This is a genomic window from Rhodoferax sp. U2-2l (genome assembly GCF_020594515.1).
Taxonomy (GTDB): Bacteria; Pseudomonadota; Gammaproteobacteria; order Burkholderiales; family Burkholderiaceae_C; genus Rhodoferax.
In genome coordinates, this window is sequence record NZ_JAJCTH010000001.1 from 51,302 (window position 1) to 67,090 (window position 15,789).

Below are 15,789 nucleotides of genomic sequence, written 5' to 3' on the forward strand. Positions count from 1 at the left end.
CGTGACCCGCCTGAAAGACCTGATGGACATCTTTCTGCAGCCCGGCGAGCTGTTTGTGGGCGATTCGGCTTTCCAGATTCGCACCATTCTGGGCTCGTGTGTGTCCATCACCTTGTGGCACCCGCGCTTGCACATCGGTGGCATGTCCCATTTTTTGCTACCCACCCGTACCGTGCCGGTCGCCGGGCATGTGCTGGATGGCCGGTATGGCGACGAGGCCTTGCAGTGGATGATGAAGGACTTGCAAGCCTCTGGCGTCAACCCGAAGCAGTGTCAGGCCAAGATTTTTGGCGGCGGCAACATGTTCCCCGGCCAGGCGCGCGCCAGTGGTATCGCGGTGGGCCGGCGCAACGGCGAGGCGGCGCGCCAACTGCTGCAGAACGAGGGCATTGAAGTGGTCAGCGAAAGCCTGTTTGGCTTGGGGCACCGGCAGATTATTTTCAATGTCAGCAACGGGGATGTATGGTCGCGCCAGGTCAGGCCATCGCAGCTGGAGGTGTCTGCCGAGCAATCGGCTGAAGGGGGCGCGTCATGAGTCGAATCAAAGTGCTGGTGGTGGACGATTCTGCGGTGGTGCGCCAGGTGGTGACCAGCCAGTTGTCTGCCGACCCCGAGATCGAGGTGATGGCCGCGGTGGCCGACCCGATTCTGGCGATTGCGCGCATGAAGGTGCAGTGGCCCGATGTGATCGTGCTCGACATCGAGATGCCGCGCATGGACGGCATCACCTTTTTGAAGATGGTGATGGCCGAAAAACCCACGCCGGTGGTGATCTGCTCCACCCTGGTCGAGGCCGGGGCGCAAACCTCGATGGCGGCGCTGGCAGCCGGTGCGGTCGCCATCATCGCCAAGCCCAAGATGGGGCTGAAACAGTTTCTGGAAGACGCGTCCGAAGACATGGTGACCGCCGTCAAGGCCGCCGCCAAGGCCAACGTGAGGGCTTTGCATGTGTCGGCCAAACACACGGCCGACGTGATCATGCCCGCCGCCGACAAACACAGCGCCATGATCCAGACCACCGAACGGGTGGTGGCCATTGGCACCAGCACCGGCGGCACGCAGGCCCTGGAGGTGGTGCTGACCGGCCTGCCGCGGGTGACACCCGGCATCGTGATCGTGCAGCACATGCCCGAGAAATTCACCGCAGCGTTTGCCCAGCGACTCAACAGCCTGTGCCAGATCGAGGTGAAAGAAGCGCAAAACAACGACCGCGTCATCAACAGCCGCGCACTGATTGCCCCGGGTGGCAAACACATGTTGTTGCGCCGCACCGGCGCGCAGTATTACGTCGAGGTGATGGACGGCCCGCTGGTCAACCGGCACCGCCCGTCGGTGGATGTGTTGTTCCGCTCGGTGGCCAAATGCGCCGGGGCCAACGCGCTGGGTGTGATCATGACCGGCATGGGGGACGACGGCGCCGCAGGTTTGCTGGAAATGCGCAAGGCCGGGGCACGCACCGTGGGCCAGGACGAGGCCAGTTGCGTCGTCTACGGCATGCCCAAAGAGGCGGTCAAGCGTGGCGGTGTGGAGAAAACCGTGCCGCTCACGGGCATTGGCAAAGAGATCATGCAACAACTCTCAGGCGTGATGGTGCGCTGACAAAAGCAGCCAGCCGCCGTTCGGAATGACATCAGGAATCGGAGAAAACGCATGCACATCGAATGGAAAGACAGCTACCAACTGGGTGACCACAACCTGAACGTCCAGCACCGCCAATTGTTTGAGCTGGCCAACAAAATACTGGCGACCGACGACGTCGCCACCATCCGGTCGCTGGCCGTGGAGCTGTACCGGCACACCCGGATTCACTTTGAGGACGAAGAAGCGCTGATGCGCGAGCGCCAGTACCCGGGCCTGGCGTCACACATCGAGTCGCACAACCGCCTGCTGGGGCGGCTCAACGGCCTGAGCCAGGCGATTGGCCGGGGCAGGGTGGACAAGGCCGCGCTGCAGGGGCTGATGACCGACTGGGCCATGTTCCACATTCCGCAGGAAGATGCCCGCTTTGAGGCTTATTTGCTACCCGCGGCGTAAACGTCAGGGCCGTGGCTGCCCTTGCGGGCGTGATCCGGGCGCCCGGACCTCAGGCGCCAGGGGTATCGGGTCGGGGCCAGCGATGACCGCCTGACGTTACCCGGTCAAACTTTGGCGCCCAAGGCCAGCGCCGCTGCCCTGGAGGCCGCCAGGGCGGGCGCATCGGGTGCGGCCAACGTGGGCCAGCCCGACAGGTGCCGTTGGCTGATCTCGCCCAGGGCGTCGATCCATTGCGGGTCGTCGTTCAGGCAAGGGATGTAATGAAAGACTTGGCCGCCAGCGTGTAAAAAGGCTTCACGCGCTTCCTGGTTGATCTCTTCCAGCGTTTCCAGGCAATCGCTGGTGAAGGCCGGGCACACCACATCGACCCGTTTCACGCCGGCCTTGCCCATCTCGATCAGGGTCGGCTCGGTGTAGGGCTCCAGCCATTTGGCGCGGCCCAGGCGGGACTGGAAGGTGACCTTGAACTGGTCGGCGCTCAAGCCCAGCTGGTCCGCCAGCAGACGGGCGGTTTTGAAGCATTCGCAGTGGTAAGGGTCGCCCAGGTGCAGCGTGCGCTCAGGCACACCGTGAAAACTCATCACCAGCACGTCGGGGCGGCCATGGTCCTGCCAGTAACGCTGGACAACCCCGCCCAGCGCGGCGATGTAGCGGGCGTCATCGTGGTAGTGGTTGATGAAGCGCAGCTCCGGCACGTTGCGCACCTGGCCGGCCCATTGGTAGACCGCGTCCCACAGGCTGGCGGTGGTGGTGGCCGAATACTGCGGGTAGGCCGGCACGATCAACACGCGGGTGGCGCCCTCGGCCTTGAGGGCGTCGAGCTGGCTCGGAATGGAGGTGCTGCCATACCGCATGGCATAACGCACCAGCACATGGTGCTGGCGTTGGCTCAGCCAGGCTTGCAGGCCTTTGGCTTGTTTGTCGGTCCAGACCTTCAGCGGCGAGCCTTCGCTGGTCCAGATGCTGGCGTATTTGGCGCCCGACTCGGCCGGGCGCACCCGCAGCACCACGCCGTGTAACAACACCATCCAGATCAGCCGGGGGATTTCCACCACCCGCGGGTCACCCAGAAACTCAGCCAGAAAGCGCCTGACATCCGTGGCGCTGGGGGAGTCGGGTGTGCCGAGGTTGCAATACAAAACGGCGGTACGGGGCGCCTGACCGTGGGAAAAAGGAGGCTCTGCGGCGTACGGGGCGGAGAAAAGAGACATCCCCGCATTTTCGCCCACGGCGGCGGTTCCTGGCGCCTGTGGCGTATTTAATACGGCGGATCAACGCCTGGCAGGCTGCAGGGTGAGGGTGCTGCGGGTGTTGGCGGCCACGTCGGGCTCAAGGAGGTATTGCTGCATGTAGCCACCCACGGCGTAAGCGGCGGCCTGGTCCTTGTAATGCCTGTCAAACAACACGCCGCTTTGCCCGACCGGGTTGATGCCGCGCGCCTGGCCGGGCTCGGCAAAGTCGATGATGCGCCGGGTGGACGGGCCATACGCCACCGCCCACGGCGCCGGGCCAATCGAGGTGGACTGGTTATTGGGCACCTCGCGCCCGCCGGGCATCTCAAACGGCCCGACGTTGAAGAACCAGTCCAGGGGTTTTTGCGACGCCAGCGGATGTTTGTGTGTCAGGGTGTGGGCGCGGCCCCAGCCCCAGTCGTTGGGGCTTGTGCCCAGCGTGGCTTTCAGGTGCGCCACGGTCGCGTGCCAGGCCACACCCACCGTGTCTTGGCGTGACTCGACTTTTTTTGTCTTGAGGTTGTCCCACCAGGGGGATTCTTCGTCCGCAGCGAGACGGGGCAGGGCCAGGTCGAGTGCGCGGGTGCCGAGCAGGTTTTTGAACTGCATCTCGCCCAACTCATCGGCCAGTGCGGCGTGGGTCAGCTCGTAGAGAAACTGGGTGAACACGGTGGGCGGGATGTTGAGCGGGGTGTATTGCCCGTCCCACAGGGTCAGGCTGTCAAACACCGAGCGCTCCAGCGGGTCGCGCACCACCTCGCTGAGCACCGGCAACAGTGGTTTCAGAACCCGCCAGTAGTAGGCGGTCTGGGTGCTGAGTTGCAATGACTGGCTGTTGAGCGCGTTCCACTGGATGCTGTCATCCCCCAGGCGGTCTTCCAGTGCCTGGGCCCGGTCATACAGGTTGTAATAACCTGCCACCGGCATGCCGCTGCCAGACAGGGGTTGCTGGTTGGCTGAGACGATGTATCCCCGTCGCGGGTTTTCTTCCTGCGGGTTGTCGCTGAAGCGGTAAAAGCCCAGCTTGTCGGATTCTTCTTCCTCCCCGTCGAGGATGAACATGGATTGCACCCCGGTCGGGCGGATTGGCAACTTGGCGGCGGCCCAGTAGCCGATGTCGCCGCTGGCATTGGCCCAGACGATGTTCAAGCCGGGCGCGTGGATCTGGCTGGCCGCTGCCCGCGCCTTGGGCAGCGTGTCGGCCCGGTTGAGCGCGTAAAACGCCTCCAGCACCGGGTTATCGGTTTCCAGAAACGCCCACCACATGGCCATCGGCTTGGTGCCCAGGCTGTCCTGGAAGGCGCTGGTGATCACCGGGCCTTGTGGCGCGCGTTGCAAGTTCAGCGTGACGGGTTTGGCGCCTTTGACCTGAATGACTTCCTGCGTGGTTTGCAGGTCCACCCACTCGCCCAAATGCGCCACCTGGTTGCGGTTGTTGGGGTTGGTGCGCAAGCTGATCAGGTCCAGGTCATCGTTCTGGAACATGGTCAGACTCCAGCCAAACCGGTTGTTGTGCCCCAGCAGGGCGGACGAGTTGAGCGCCTGAAAATGCCCGTACAACTCAAACCCGGGGGCGCTCAGGTGCGCCTCGTACCAGACCGAGGGCACGGCAAACCCGATGTGCGGGTCACCGGCCAGCAGCGGCTTGCCTCTGGAGCTGCGTTGGCCCGACACGGCCCAGGCGTTGCTGCCCTCAAACAGCGGCACGCCAGCCAGGTCTTGCACCTCGCGGCTCACTTCGGCCAGCCGGGCCAGCGCTTGCCAGTCGGGTGGCGTCGCGGCAGCGGTTGGTTGGTTCAACACGCCCAGCGGGTGCCATTCCAGGTCAAAAATGGCCAGGTAGTCGTCGCCGAGCTCGTCGCGCACATAGGTCAGCACCGGCTCGGTCTTGAAGGCGGCGGCAAAGCTGTAGGCCAGGTAGCCCGAGACGGCCACCGTGTCCTGCAGGGTAAAAGGGCGTTTCGGGATGCCGATCAGGTCAAACTCCATCGGCGCCGGGTGGTTGGCCTGAAACTGGTTGATGCCGTCCAGATACGCCAGCTGGGCCTTGACCGCCGGGCTGTTGGTGTCCAGCGCGGCAGCCACTTTGGCGGCGTGTTCACGCAGGCGCAGGGTGCGAAACAACTTGTCCACGTTGACCAGCTTGGGGCCCAGCACCTCGGCCAGTTCACCTTGCGCCAGGCGGCGCACCATCTCCATCTGAAACAGCCGGTCTTGCGCATGCACATAACCCAGCGCCCGGTACAGGTCGGCTTCGTTGGCCGCTTGGATGTGCGGCACGCCACGCTCGTCGTACCGCACGCTGACCGGGGCGCTGAGCCGGGTCAGGTTGACCTCGCCCGAGCGTTGGGGCTTTTTGGTGGCCACGTACCAAAAACCGCCACCCACGGTCAGCAGCAGCACGGCCAGCAACAGCCCGGCAGTGATCTTGAGGGCCGGTTTCATGGGGTGATGGTAAAAAAAGTCCGGTTCATCGCCGCATCATAAAGGGCGCTTTGGCGGCGGTGAGCCGTGCCCGGCGCATTTCGTCGCTTGGCTCACAGCCGCCGCGCGGCGTCGATGCCGCTGAGCACCGCACCTTCCAGCGTGGCCGGGTAGGGGCCGGCCACATAGTCGCCACACGCCAGCAATCCTGGTGCGATGTGCTGCGCGGGGCGCTCCAGGGCGGGCGTGCAGGCAAAGGTGGCGCGTTTTTCCACCACGGTTTGCACCGGCTGCAGCGTCAAGCCCAACTGCGCTTGGGCTTGTGCCAGCACCTGCGCCTGCAGCGTGGCCCGGTCGCCGGTGGACGCGCTCACCACAAACGCCAACAGGCCGGCCGGGCCACCCAGGGCGGCCCGGTCAAACACAAACTGCGCCGGGTGCTCGGCGGAGTTTCGTAATGCCAGCATGGGCAGCGCCAGCCGGGCGCTGGCCGACCAGGCGTACACCGTGGTGATGGCCTCAAAGCGCAGCGCCTGTGCGGTGTGTGCCCAGCGGCGCAGGTCATTCGCCAGGCGGTCAGGCGCTGCTTGCGCGACGTGCATCACGGCTTGGGCCGCGTGGGAGGCAGACGTGGCCCAGATGACGGCGTCAAAGGGCGCACCTGCCAGGTCACCCAGGCTCGGGCCAGCCAGCCGCCAGGGCGTGTGGCCGGGGCGATCGCTGTGCGGCGTCGCGGGCGCCAAATGGTCGACGCGTGCCTTGCAGATCACCCGCCCGCCATGCTGGCGGACCCAGTTCGCCGCGGCATCTGGAAACAGCGCACCCAGGTCGGTGGTGGGCAGCAACAGGTGCGAGCCGCCGGCGGTGCCAAACAGCGCGTCGCGCAGCACCCGCAGGAACACCGTCGCGCTGGCTTGGTCGGCCGGTGTGTTCAAGGCCGACACACACAGCGGCTCGATCAGCTCGGCCCGGATGCGCGGCGTGACGGCCTGGCACAGGTCAGCCACGCTGTGGGTGGCGTCACAGGCAAAGCCTTGCCAGCGCCAGCGCCATGCCGCGCGCAGCAGCGAAACCTTGTCCGCCAGCGACCAGCCGCGGGCACCCAACATGCCGCCCAGCGCATCCAGCGGTGTCGGCCAGTTGGGGAAACGGATGCCGCGGCCATCGGGAAACGTCAGCCGCATCGGCAGGTCCAGCAGCGTCTGCTGCGGGTCAACACCCACCGTGCGCATCAAGCGCAGGCTGTCGCGGTAGGCGCCAATCAGGATGTGCTGGCCGTTGTCCAGCGTCACGGGCGTGCCATCGGGCAAGCTGCTCTGGATGGCTCTGGCCCTTCCGCCTAAAGTCTCGGATGCTTCGAAAACCGTCACGCTGTGACCGTTTTGGCGGGCCGTCACTGCTGCCGCAAAACCGGCCCAGCCCCCCCCGACGATGGCGATGTTCATACCAGGCCCCACCGCCACGCGCGCTACAGCCGCCCCAGCGCTTGCACCCGCCAGGCCAGCCAGAACTTGCGCAGGGGGGTGAGGCTGATGCGCTGGTGCAGCACCTTGAACTGCTCGCGCTCGATCTCGCCGAGCAGCGCGCGGTAGATGCTGGCCATCATCAGGCCGGGCTTTTGGCTGCGCCGGTCATCCGCGCTCAGCAACTCGAAAGCCTGGTCATACAGCCCCTGCGCGCGCTGCGCCTGGAACTGCATCAGCGCGGTGAACCGGTCGGAGTAGCTGCGGTTCAGGATCTCTTGCGCGGTCACGCCAAATTGTTTCAACTCGTTCATGGGCAGGTAAATGCGCCCGCGCATGGCGTCTTCACCCACGTCGCGGATGATGTTGGTGAGCTGCAGCGCCTGGCCCAGGGTGTGCGCGTAGGCGGTGGTTTGCGCCTGCGTCTGGCCAAAAATCTGCGCCGCCACTTCGCCCACCACACCGGCCACCAAGTGGCAGTAGCGCGACAGGGCGACGTAGTCCAGGTAGCGGGTCTGGTTCAGGTCCATCTGGCAGCCTTCGATGACGGCCTGCAAATGGCGCTGCTCGATGGCGAAGTCTTTGGCAATCGGCATCAGCGCCTGCATCACCGGGTGGCTGGGCTGGCCGGCGTAGGCTTTGGTCACCTCTTGTTGCCACCAGGCCAGTTTGGTGGCGGCCACGCCGATGTCGGTGGCGTCATCCACCACGTCGTCCACCTCGCGGCAAAACGCATAAAACGCGGTGATGGCGGCGCGTTTGGGCGGCGGCAGGAACAAAAAGGCGTAGTAAAAACTGCTGCCGGAGGCAGCGGCTTTTTGCTGGACGTAGTCTTGGGGGGTCATGGGGTGCGGCGAGTGGTGGCCGAGTTTAAACGGGGCGTTGAGGCACCGTGACGGGGGCAACCCGGTGCAGGGTGCAGCGGGCTTTTTCCCTCTCCCTCTGGGAGAGGGTCAGGGTGAGGGCTTGCAGCTTTGCCATTGTCAGCAAACGCCTACATCCACAACGCCCGCCACAGCATCACCGGCACATCCCAGGCCGTGAGTTTGGGGCGCTTTTGCCAAGTGACGTGTCCCATGGCCTCGATCTTGTCCAGGATGCGCAGGCCGCCTTGCACCACCAACCGCAGTTCCCAGCCCGCACGGCCAGGCACTTTGGCGGGCAGGGCAGACCCTTTGAGCATCATGGCCCTGGCACAGCTTGTGTTGGCTGACATCAACTGCACAGCACGTTCAGAACGGCTGGCGGGAGAAAAATCTGCGTCGGTCACGCCAAAGCGCGCCATCGCTTCCTGTGTGATGTACCAGCGCCCGCGTGCCGCGTCCACGCTCACGTCCTGCCAGAAGTTGATCAGTTGCAGCGCGCTGCAGATCAGGTCGCTCTCGGCCAGAGACGTTTGGTCCTGGACACCGTGCAAGTGCAGCAGCAAGCGCCCGATCGGGTTGGCGGAGCGTCGGCAATAGTCCAGCAGTTCGGCGTCGTTGGTGTAACGGCGCTGTTCGGCGGTGTAGCGCACATCCTGCGCAAAGGCGTCCAGCAGGTCGGTGAGCCAACACACAGGCAGTTGGTGCGCTTGCAGGCTATGCTGCAGGGGGCCAAACACGCTGGCCCAGCGGCCACTGCCGCTCTGGCCGCTGGCAGCCGCCAGCAGATCGGCTCGGTAGGCTTGCAGATCGGCCAGGCGGGTGGCCGTGTCAGCCGTGCCTTCGTCGGCCAGATCATCGGCGGTGCGGGCAAAGTGGTAGATGGCCATGATGGCCGGGCGCAAATGCGCCGGGCACAAAATGGACGCCACCGGAAAATTTTCGTAATGCGTGACGGGTGGTGCCCCCGGTGCGGCGGCTTGGTCGGTGAGCGGGGTGGGGTGGGTCATGGTGTGGGGGCTGGCTGGAGGTGGCGATTCAAACTGACAGCCAAAGCGAAGTCTTTAAAATTAATAACCAATTGGTCAGTAATCTATCTGTCTCTGAAAGTGTCGTCATGCATCCCTTGCCATTTTTCACCCGGTCGCTGGGCTGGAGCCTGACTATAGCGTCAGCCTCCATGCTGCTGGCGTGCTCCAAAGCGGCGCCGCCCGAGGAGCCGATTCGTGCGGTCAAGATTGTCACAGTGGGGGTGCAGCCAGTGACGGCCTCGCGGGAATATGCCGCCGAGGTGCGGGCCCGCGTCGATTCGCGCTTGGGGTTCAGGGTGGGTGGCAAGCTGACCGAGCGCGCGGTGGAGCCGGGCCAGTCTGTCAAGGCCGGGCAGGTGCTGGCGCGGCTGGACCCACAAGACCTGAAGCTGGCCGCTGACGCCGCCGCCGCCCAGATCGCCGCCGCCCGCACCAACCGCGATTTGGCAGCCGCAGACTTCAAGCGTTACCAGGCCCTGAAAGAGCAGAACTTCATCAGCGGCGCTGAGCTGGAGCGGCGCGAAACCAGCCTGAAAGCCGCCCAGGCGCAGCTGGACGTGGCGCAGTCGCAGGGCGCGGCCCAGGCCAACCAGGCCGGTTATGCCAATCTGGTGGCGGACCGCCCCGGTGTTGTGACCGCCGTGCTGGCCGAGGTGGGCCAGGTGGTGGCCGCTGGCACGCCCGTGGTGCAACTGGCGCAGGACGGTGCGCGGGACGTGGTGTTTGCCGTGCCGGAAGACAAAGTCGCTGCGATCAAGGTGGGCTCGCAGGTGGCCGTGCGCGCCTGGGCGGGCCCTGAGGTCGAGAACGCCACCGTGCGCGAGGTGGCGGCCAGTGCCGACCCGGTGACGCGCACCTTTGCCGTCAAGGCGGCTTTGCCTGCTGGCAGTGTTTGGGCGCTTGGCAGCACCGTGTCGGTGGTTCCTGCGGGCCTGCAGCAGACCGGTGCACCAGTCATCAAACTCCCGACCACCGCGCTGCGCCGTGAGGGACAAACCACGGTGGTCTGGGTGCTGGACCGCGCCACCATGACGGTCAAGCTGCAGCCGGTGCAGGTGGCCACCGCCGATGGCAATGAGGTGGTGATTGCCAGCGGCCTGACGCCGGGCATGTTGGTGGTGGCCGCCGGGGTGCATGTGTTGACCCCGGGCCAGAAGGTCACGGTTTACAAACCCAATGCGGCGCCAGCCCTGACCAGTCAGGCCCAGACAGCGATCAGTGGTGCGGCACCGGCAGGCGCAGCGCCAGCCCCAGGTGTGGCGCCCGCGGCGCAGTGAGGTCGGTATGACTGATCTACATCTGCACCCTGAGAAAGGGTTCAACCTGTCGCGCTGGGCGCTGGAACATGCGCCGCTGACGCGGTTTCTGATGGTTGTGTTGATGGTGCTGGGGGCATTCAGCTACTTCCAGCTGGGTCAGGACGAAGACCCGCCGTTCACCTTCCGCGCCATGGTGGTGCGCGCCTATTGGCCCGGTGCCAGCGCCCAGCAGGTGGCCGAGCAGGTCACCGACAAGCTGGAGCGCACGCTGCAGGAGGTGCCGTACGCCGACACCATCCGCAGCTATTCCAAGCCGGGTGAGTCGCAAATCATCTTTCAGATCAAGGACTATGCGCGCGGGCCCGACGTGGCCAACGTCTGGTACCAGACGCGCAAACGCATTGGTGATATGCGCGGCAGCTTGCCGCAAGGGGTGCAGGGGCCGTTTTTCAACGACGATTTTGGTGACGTGTTTGGCGTGATCTATGCGCTGCAGGCGCCGGGCTTCAGTTATGCCGAGCAGAAAACCTTTGCCGATGAGGTGCGCCAGCAGCTGCTGCGGGTGCCCGATGTGGCCAAGGTCGAGCTGTTTGGCGCGCAGGACGAAAAGGTGTTTGTCGAGATCTCGCAAAAGCGCCTGGCGCAGCTGGGTCTGGACATGAACGCGGTGCTGGCGCAGCTGAGCCAGCAAAACGCCATCGAGCCCGCCGGTAGCGTGCAAACCCCGCTGGACGTGGTGCAGGTGCGGGTGGCGGGCCAGTTCACGGCCATCGACGACCTGGCCGCCATGCCCATCAAGGGCGCCAGTCGGCAGATCCGGCTGGGCGATATTGCCCAGATCACGCGCGGGTATGTTGATCCGCCCACGGTGAAAGTGCGTTTTCAGGGGCAGGAGGTGCTGGCGCTGGGCGTCTCCATGGCCAAGGGCGGCGACATCATTGCGCTGGGCAAGGCCCTGAAAGTGGCCACCGACCGCATTGAGCAAACCCTGCCCGCCGGTGTGACATTGGGGCAGATTCAGGACCAGCCGACGTCCGTAGCCACCTCGGTCAACGAATTTGTGAAGGTGCTGATCGAGGCGGTGGCGATTGTGCTGGCAGTGAGTTTCCTGAGCCTGGGCTTGCACAAGCGACCCGGTCATCACCCGTTTTTGCGCCGTTGGACGCTGGACATGCGCCCCGGGCTGGTGGTGGGCATCACCATTCCGCTGGTGCTGGCGATGACCTTTCTGGCCATGCATTACTGGGGCATTGGGCTGCACAAGATCTCGCTCGGTTCGCTGATCATTGCGCTGGGCCTGCTGGTGGACGACGCCATCATTGCAGTGGAGATGATGGTGCGCAAGATGGAGGAAGGCTTCGACAAGGTGCGCGCCGCCACCTTTGCCTACGAAGTGACCGCCATGCCGATGCTCACCGGTACGCTGATCACCGCTGCGGGTTTTTTGCCGATTGGCATTGCCAAAAGCACGGTGGGTGAATACACCTTTGCCATTTTTGCGGTGACGGTGATTGCGCTGTGCTTGAGCTGGATCGTGTCGGTGTACTTTGTGCCCTACTTGGGGGTGCGCCTGCTCAAGACCCCGCCGCATGTGGTGGCCCACACCGAAGGTGATACGCCGCTGGCGCACGGCGAAGTGCATGACATGTACGACACGCCGTTCTACAACTGGTTTCGCGGCGCGGTGAATACCTGTGTGCGGCATCGCTGGCTCACCATCTGTGTGACGCTGGCGCTGTTTGGCGCGGGTCTGTTTGGCATGAGCCGGGTGCAGCAGCAGTTCTTCCCTGACTCGGTGCGCCCTGAGATCACGGTGGACCTGTGGTCGCCCGAAGGCACCGCCTTTGCCAACACCGAAGAAGTGGCCAAACGGGTGGAAGCCCGCGTGTTGCAAGAGCCGGGTGTGCAAAGCGTGGCGCAATGGGTGGGCTCGGGCGTGCCGCGTTTTTATTTGCCGCTGGACCAGGTGTTCCCGCAAACCAATGTGTCGCAACTGATTGTGTTGCCGCAGGATCTGGCCACCCGCGAGGTGTTGCGCAAGCGCTTGCCAGCCATCCTGGCGCAGGAGTTCCCCGAGGTGCGTGGCCGCGTCAAGCTGCTGGCCAATGGCCCGCCGGTGCCCTACCCGGTGCAGTTCCGGGTGATCGGGCTGGACCCGCAGGTGCTGCGCCTGATGGCTGACGAGGTGAAGGCCGTGATGCGGCAAAGCAGCCATACCCGTGGCGTCAATGACAACTGGAACGAGTCAGTGAAAGTCATGCGGCTGGAGGTGGACCAGACCAAGGCGCGGGCGCTGGGTGTCACCAGCCAATCGATTGCCCAGGCGGCCAAGACGCTGCTCAACGGCACCACCGTGGGGCAATTCCGTGAGGGTGACAAGCTGATCGACATCGTGCTGCGCCAGCCCTTGAGCGAGCGCCACGCCATCAGCGACATCGCCAACGCCTATTTGCCCACCGCTTCCGGCCAGGCCGTGCCGCTCACGCAAATCGCCAAGCCGGTGTTCACCTGGGAGCCGGGCCTGTTGTGGCGCGAAGGGCGTGACTACGCCATCACGGTGCAAAGCGACATCGTCGACGGCATGCAAGGTGCCACGGTCACCAATGAGCTGCTGCCAGAACTCAAAGCGCTGGAGGCTAAATGGGCACAGGCCGGGCACGGCGGCTACCGTATTGACGTGGCGGGTGCCGTGGCCGAAAGCGCCAAGGGCTCGTCGGCCATCGCGGCAGGCGTTCCGGTCATGCTGTTCATCACCTTCACGCTGCTGATGCTGCAGCTGCACAGCTTCAGCCGGGCACTGCTGGTGTTTTTGACCGGACCCCTGGGCATTGCGGGTGTGGCGGCGGCCTTGTTGTTGCTGAACCGGCCGTTTGGCTTTGTGGCGCTGCTGGGGGTGATTGCGCTGATGGGCATGATCCAGCGCAACTCGGTCATTTTGATCGACCAGATTGAACAGGATCGCAGCCGCGGCGTGCCCGCTTGGGAAGCCATTGTGGAGTCTGCCGTGCGGCGGCTGCGCCCGATTGTGCTGACCGCCGCCGCTGCCGTGCTGGCCATGATTCCGCTGTCGCGCTCGGTGTTCTGGGGGCCGATGGCGGTGGCCATCATGGGCGGCTTGATCGTGGCTACGGTGCTGACCCTGCTGGCCTTGCCCGCCATGTATGCGGCCTGGTTTCGCGTCACACCGCACAGCAAATAGCCCCGGGCGCAGTTTCTGCGGATTTATGCGGGGGCCGCAGACGGATGGGCGCCGTGCCTCAGGTTAAAATCTGTGGCTGACCAATTTCTGGGGGCGGTTTTTACCAGCCCCCTTTAATTTGCGCGGGTGGCGAAATTGGTAGACGCACCAGGTTTAGGTCCTGACGCTGGCAACAGTGTGCGGGTTCGAGTCCCGCCCCGCGCACCACTCATATTTTTGGAGATAAAAGATGGCCGTAGCTGTAGAAACTCTCGAGAAGCTCGAACGCAAGATGACGTTGAGCCTGCCCCTTGCCGCCATTCAGTCGGAAGTGACCGCGCGCCTGAAGAAGATGGCACGCACCGTCAAGATGGACGGTTTCCGTCCCGGCAAGGTGCCCATGAATGTGGTGGCGCAGCGTTACGGCTACTCGGTTCAGTATGAAGTGATGAACGACAAGGTCGGTGAGGCGTTTTTCAACGCTGCCAGCGAAGCGCAGTTGCGGGTGGCCGGTCAGCCCAAGATCAACGAAAAAGAAGGTGCGCCTGAGGGCGAACTGACGTTTGAAGCGGTGTTTGAGGTCTATCCGGACGTCAAGATCGGTGATCTGGAAACGGCTGAAGTCGAAAAAATCACCACCGAAGTCACTGATGCGGCCATCGACAAAACCCTGGACATTTTGCGCAAGCAGCGCCGCACTTTCTCGCAACGCCCGCACGACGCCCAAGCCGCCACGGGTGACCGCGTGACGGTTGATTTTGAAGGAAAAATTGACGGTGAACCGTTTGACGGCGGCAAGGCGCAAGACTTCCAGTTCATCCTGGGTGACGGCCAGATGCTCAAGGAATTTGAAGAAGCCACGCTCGGTCTGAAAACCGGCGAAAGCAAAACCTTCCCGCTGGCTTTCCCGGCGGACTACCACGGCAAGGATGTCGCTGGCAAAACCGCTGACTTCCTGGTCACGGTCAAGAAGATGGAAGCTGCGCACCTGCCTGAAGTGGACGGCGCTCTCGCCAAATCCCTGGGCATTGAAGACGGCACCGTCGAGGGCCTGCGCGCTGACATCAAGAAGAATCTGGAGCGCGAAGTCAAGTTCCGCCTACTGGCGCGCAACAAGACCGCCGTGATGGATGCGCTGGTGGCCAAGGCTGAGCTGGACCTGCCTAACGCCAGTGTGCAGGCTGAAATCGGTCGTTTACTGGAAGGTGCGCGCGCTGACTTGAAACAACGCGGTATCAAGGATGCAGACAAGGTGGCCATTCCTGACGATGTGTTCCGCCCACAAGCCGAGCGCCGTGTGCGTTTGGGTCTGGTGGTGGCTGAGCTGGTGCGTGCCAACAGCCTGCAGGCCAAGATGGAGCAGATCAAGGCGCACGTGGATGAGCTGGCTGCCAGCTACGAAAAGCCCGCTGAAGTGGCTAAATGGTATTTCAGCGACAACAAGCGCCTGGCCGAAGTGGAAGCCATCGTCCTTGAAAACAACGTGACCGACTTTGTGCTCTCCAAGGCCAAAGTCACTGAAAAAGCAGTGGGTTTTGACGAGTTGATGGCGCAAAACCAGGCGTAAACCGCTGGTAACCTTCAAATTGGGGCTTGGGGTCTGGCTTGTGGTCAGACAAACAAGCCCCATTTCATTGGTGGCTTGAGTTTTTGGCTACAGTAGCACCAGTTTTTTCAGAATCAACCCAACCTTCGCGGGAGCGCAATGAACATACAGAATCTGGGCATGGTGCCCATGGTGATTGAGCAGTCGGGTCGTGGCGAGCGTTCGTACGACATTTATTCACGTTTGCTCAAGGAGCGTGTGATTTTTCTGGTGGGCCCGGTCAATGACCATGTGGCCAATCTGGTGGTGGCGCAATTGTTGTTTCTGGAAAGTGAAAACCCGGACAAGGACATTTCGTTCTACATCAACTCGCCCGGTGGATCGGTGAGCGCCGGCATGGCGATTTTTGACACCATGAACTTCATCAAGCCGCAGGTCTCCACGCTTTGCACAGGTTTCGCCGCTAGCATGGGCGCGTTTTTGCTGGCCGCGGGTGAAAAAGGCAAGCGCTTTTCGCTGCCCAACTCCAAGATCATGATTCACCAGCCCTCGGGCGGCAGCCAGGGTCAGGCCACAGAAATTGAAATCCAGGCGCGTGAAATCCTGAAAACCCGTGAGCAGCTCAACAAGATCCTGGCAGAGCGCACCGGGCAACCGCTGGAACGCGTTGAGCGCGACACCGAGCGCGACTATTACATGTCCGCCGACGAATCCAAGGAATATGGTCTGATTGACCAGGTTATCTCAAAAAGGGCGTAG

12 protein-coding genes and 1 tRNA gene are annotated in these 15,789 nt (G+C 63.6%); 8 read left to right on the forward strand and 5 right to left on the reverse strand.

From position 1 onward, the window contains the following. The first annotated feature begins 1 nt into the window (after position 1). Genes LHU53_RS00220 through LHU53_RS00230 form a run of 3 tightly spaced genes read left to right on the forward strand, consistent with a single transcriptional unit; the run spans position 2 to position 2,034 of the window. Positions 2-535, forward strand: a complete 534-nt coding sequence (locus LHU53_RS00220) for a chemotaxis protein CheD (protein ID WP_227330069.1) — start codon at positions 2-4, stop codon at positions 533-535. Further along, positions 532-1,599, forward strand: a complete 1,068-nt coding sequence (locus tag LHU53_RS00225; protein WP_227330070.1) for a chemotaxis response regulator protein-glutamate methylesterase — start codon at positions 532-534, stop codon at positions 1,597-1,599. The genes LHU53_RS00220 and LHU53_RS00225 overlap by 4 nt, the downstream gene beginning before the upstream one ends. A 51-nt stretch (positions 1,600-1,650) precedes the next feature. Further along, on the forward strand, positions 1,651-2,034 hold the full coding sequence (locus LHU53_RS00230; protein WP_227330071.1) for a bacteriohemerythrin: 384 nt from the start codon (positions 1,651-1,653) through the stop codon (positions 2,032-2,034). 104 nt (positions 2,035-2,138) lie between these two features. Here the strand turns inward: LHU53_RS00230 and hemH are convergent, their stop codons facing one another. From hemH to hpnC, 5 genes are all read right to left on the reverse strand, one after another. After that, positions 2,139-3,245 (reverse strand): ferrochelatase, encoded by a 1,107-nt coding sequence (gene hemH, locus LHU53_RS00235; RefSeq protein WP_227330072.1) that lies wholly within the window; start codon positions 3,243-3,245, stop codon positions 2,139-2,141. A gap of 60 nt (positions 3,246-3,305) precedes the next feature. Further along, positions 3,306-5,711: a penicillin acylase family protein gene (locus tag LHU53_RS00240; protein ID WP_227330073.1), complete on the reverse strand. Its 2,406-nt coding sequence runs from the start codon at positions 5,709-5,711 to the stop codon at positions 3,306-3,308. A gap of 92 nt (positions 5,712-5,803) precedes the next feature. Further along, a complete protein-coding gene (gene hpnE, locus LHU53_RS00245) occupies positions 5,804-7,135 on the reverse strand; it encodes a hydroxysqualene dehydroxylase HpnE (protein WP_227330074.1) in 1,332 nt (443 codons plus the stop codon). A 23-nt stretch (positions 7,136-7,158) separates the two neighbouring features. Further along, the gene (hpnD, locus tag LHU53_RS00250; protein ID WP_227330075.1) at positions 7,159-7,998 is read right to left on the reverse strand and encodes a presqualene diphosphate synthase HpnD; all 840 of its coding nucleotides are present in this window, start codon (positions 7,996-7,998) and stop codon (positions 7,159-7,161) included. Positions 7,999-8,147: 149 nt separating this feature from the next. Then, the gene (gene hpnC / locus LHU53_RS00255) at positions 8,148-9,026 is read right to left on the reverse strand and encodes a squalene synthase HpnC (RefSeq protein ID WP_227330076.1); all 879 of its coding nucleotides are present in this window, start codon (positions 9,024-9,026) and stop codon (positions 8,148-8,150) included. Positions 9,027-9,133: 107 nt separating this feature from the next. On the opposite strand from hpnC, the gene LHU53_RS00260 reads away from it, so the two are divergent. The 5 genes from LHU53_RS00260 to clpP all read left to right on the forward strand — a co-directional run bounded on the left by LHU53_RS00260 (position 9,134) and on the right by clpP (position 15,789). Beyond that, the gene (locus LHU53_RS00260) at positions 9,134-10,324 is read left to right on the forward strand and encodes an efflux RND transporter periplasmic adaptor subunit (protein ID WP_227330077.1); all 1,191 of its coding nucleotides are present in this window, start codon (positions 9,134-9,136) and stop codon (positions 10,322-10,324) included. A 7-nt stretch (positions 10,325-10,331) separates the two neighbouring features. Continuing rightward, complete coding sequence (locus LHU53_RS00265) at positions 10,332-13,505, forward strand: efflux RND transporter permease subunit (protein ID WP_227330078.1); 3,174 nt, start codon at positions 10,332-10,334, stop codon at positions 13,503-13,505. 120 nt (positions 13,506-13,625) lie between these two features. After that, positions 13,626-13,712, forward strand: a tRNA-Leu gene (locus LHU53_RS00270). A 22-nt stretch (positions 13,713-13,734) separates the two neighbouring features. After that, the gene (gene tig / locus LHU53_RS00275; protein ID WP_227330079.1) at positions 13,735-15,051 is read left to right on the forward strand and encodes a trigger factor; all 1,317 of its coding nucleotides are present in this window, start codon (positions 13,735-13,737) and stop codon (positions 15,049-15,051) included. Between the two features lie 138 nt (positions 15,052-15,189). Beyond that, complete coding sequence (gene clpP / locus LHU53_RS00280) at positions 15,190-15,789, forward strand: ATP-dependent Clp endopeptidase proteolytic subunit ClpP (protein ID WP_304621918.1); 600 nt, start codon at positions 15,190-15,192, stop codon at positions 15,787-15,789.

Coding starts and splice junctions, on each gene's coding strand:
- LHU53_RS00225 (WP_227330070.1), top strand. CDS start 532: ATGAGTCGAATCAAAGTGCTGGTGGTGGACGATTCTGCGGTGGTGCGC.
- LHU53_RS00230 (WP_227330071.1), top strand. CDS start 1,651: ATGCACATCGAATGGAAAGACAGCTACCAACTGGGTGACCACAACCTG.
- hemH (WP_227330072.1), bottom strand. CDS start 3,245: ATGTCTCTTTTCTCCGCCCCGTACGCCGCAGAGCCTCCTTTTTCCCAC.
- LHU53_RS00240 (WP_227330073.1), bottom strand. CDS start 5,711: ATGAAACCGGCCCTCAAGATCACTGCCGGGCTGTTGCTGGCCGTGCTG.
- hpnE (WP_227330074.1), bottom strand. CDS start 7,135: ATGAACATCGCCATCGTCGGGGGGGGCTGGGCCGGTTTTGCGGCAGCA.
- hpnD (WP_227330075.1), bottom strand. CDS start 7,998: ATGACCCCCCAAGACTACGTCCAGCAAAAAGCCGCTGCCTCCGGCAGC.
- hpnC (WP_227330076.1), bottom strand. CDS start 9,026: ATGACCCACCCCACCCCGCTCACCGACCAAGCCGCCGCACCGGGGGCA.
- LHU53_RS00260 (WP_227330077.1), top strand. CDS start 9,134: ATGCATCCCTTGCCATTTTTCACCCGGTCGCTGGGCTGGAGCCTGACT.
- LHU53_RS00265 (WP_227330078.1), top strand. CDS start 10,332: ATGACTGATCTACATCTGCACCCTGAGAAAGGGTTCAACCTGTCGCGC.
- tig (WP_227330079.1), top strand. CDS start 13,735: ATGGCCGTAGCTGTAGAAACTCTCGAGAAGCTCGAACGCAAGATGACG.
- clpP (WP_304621918.1), top strand. CDS start 15,190: ATGAACATACAGAATCTGGGCATGGTGCCCATGGTGATTGAGCAGTCG.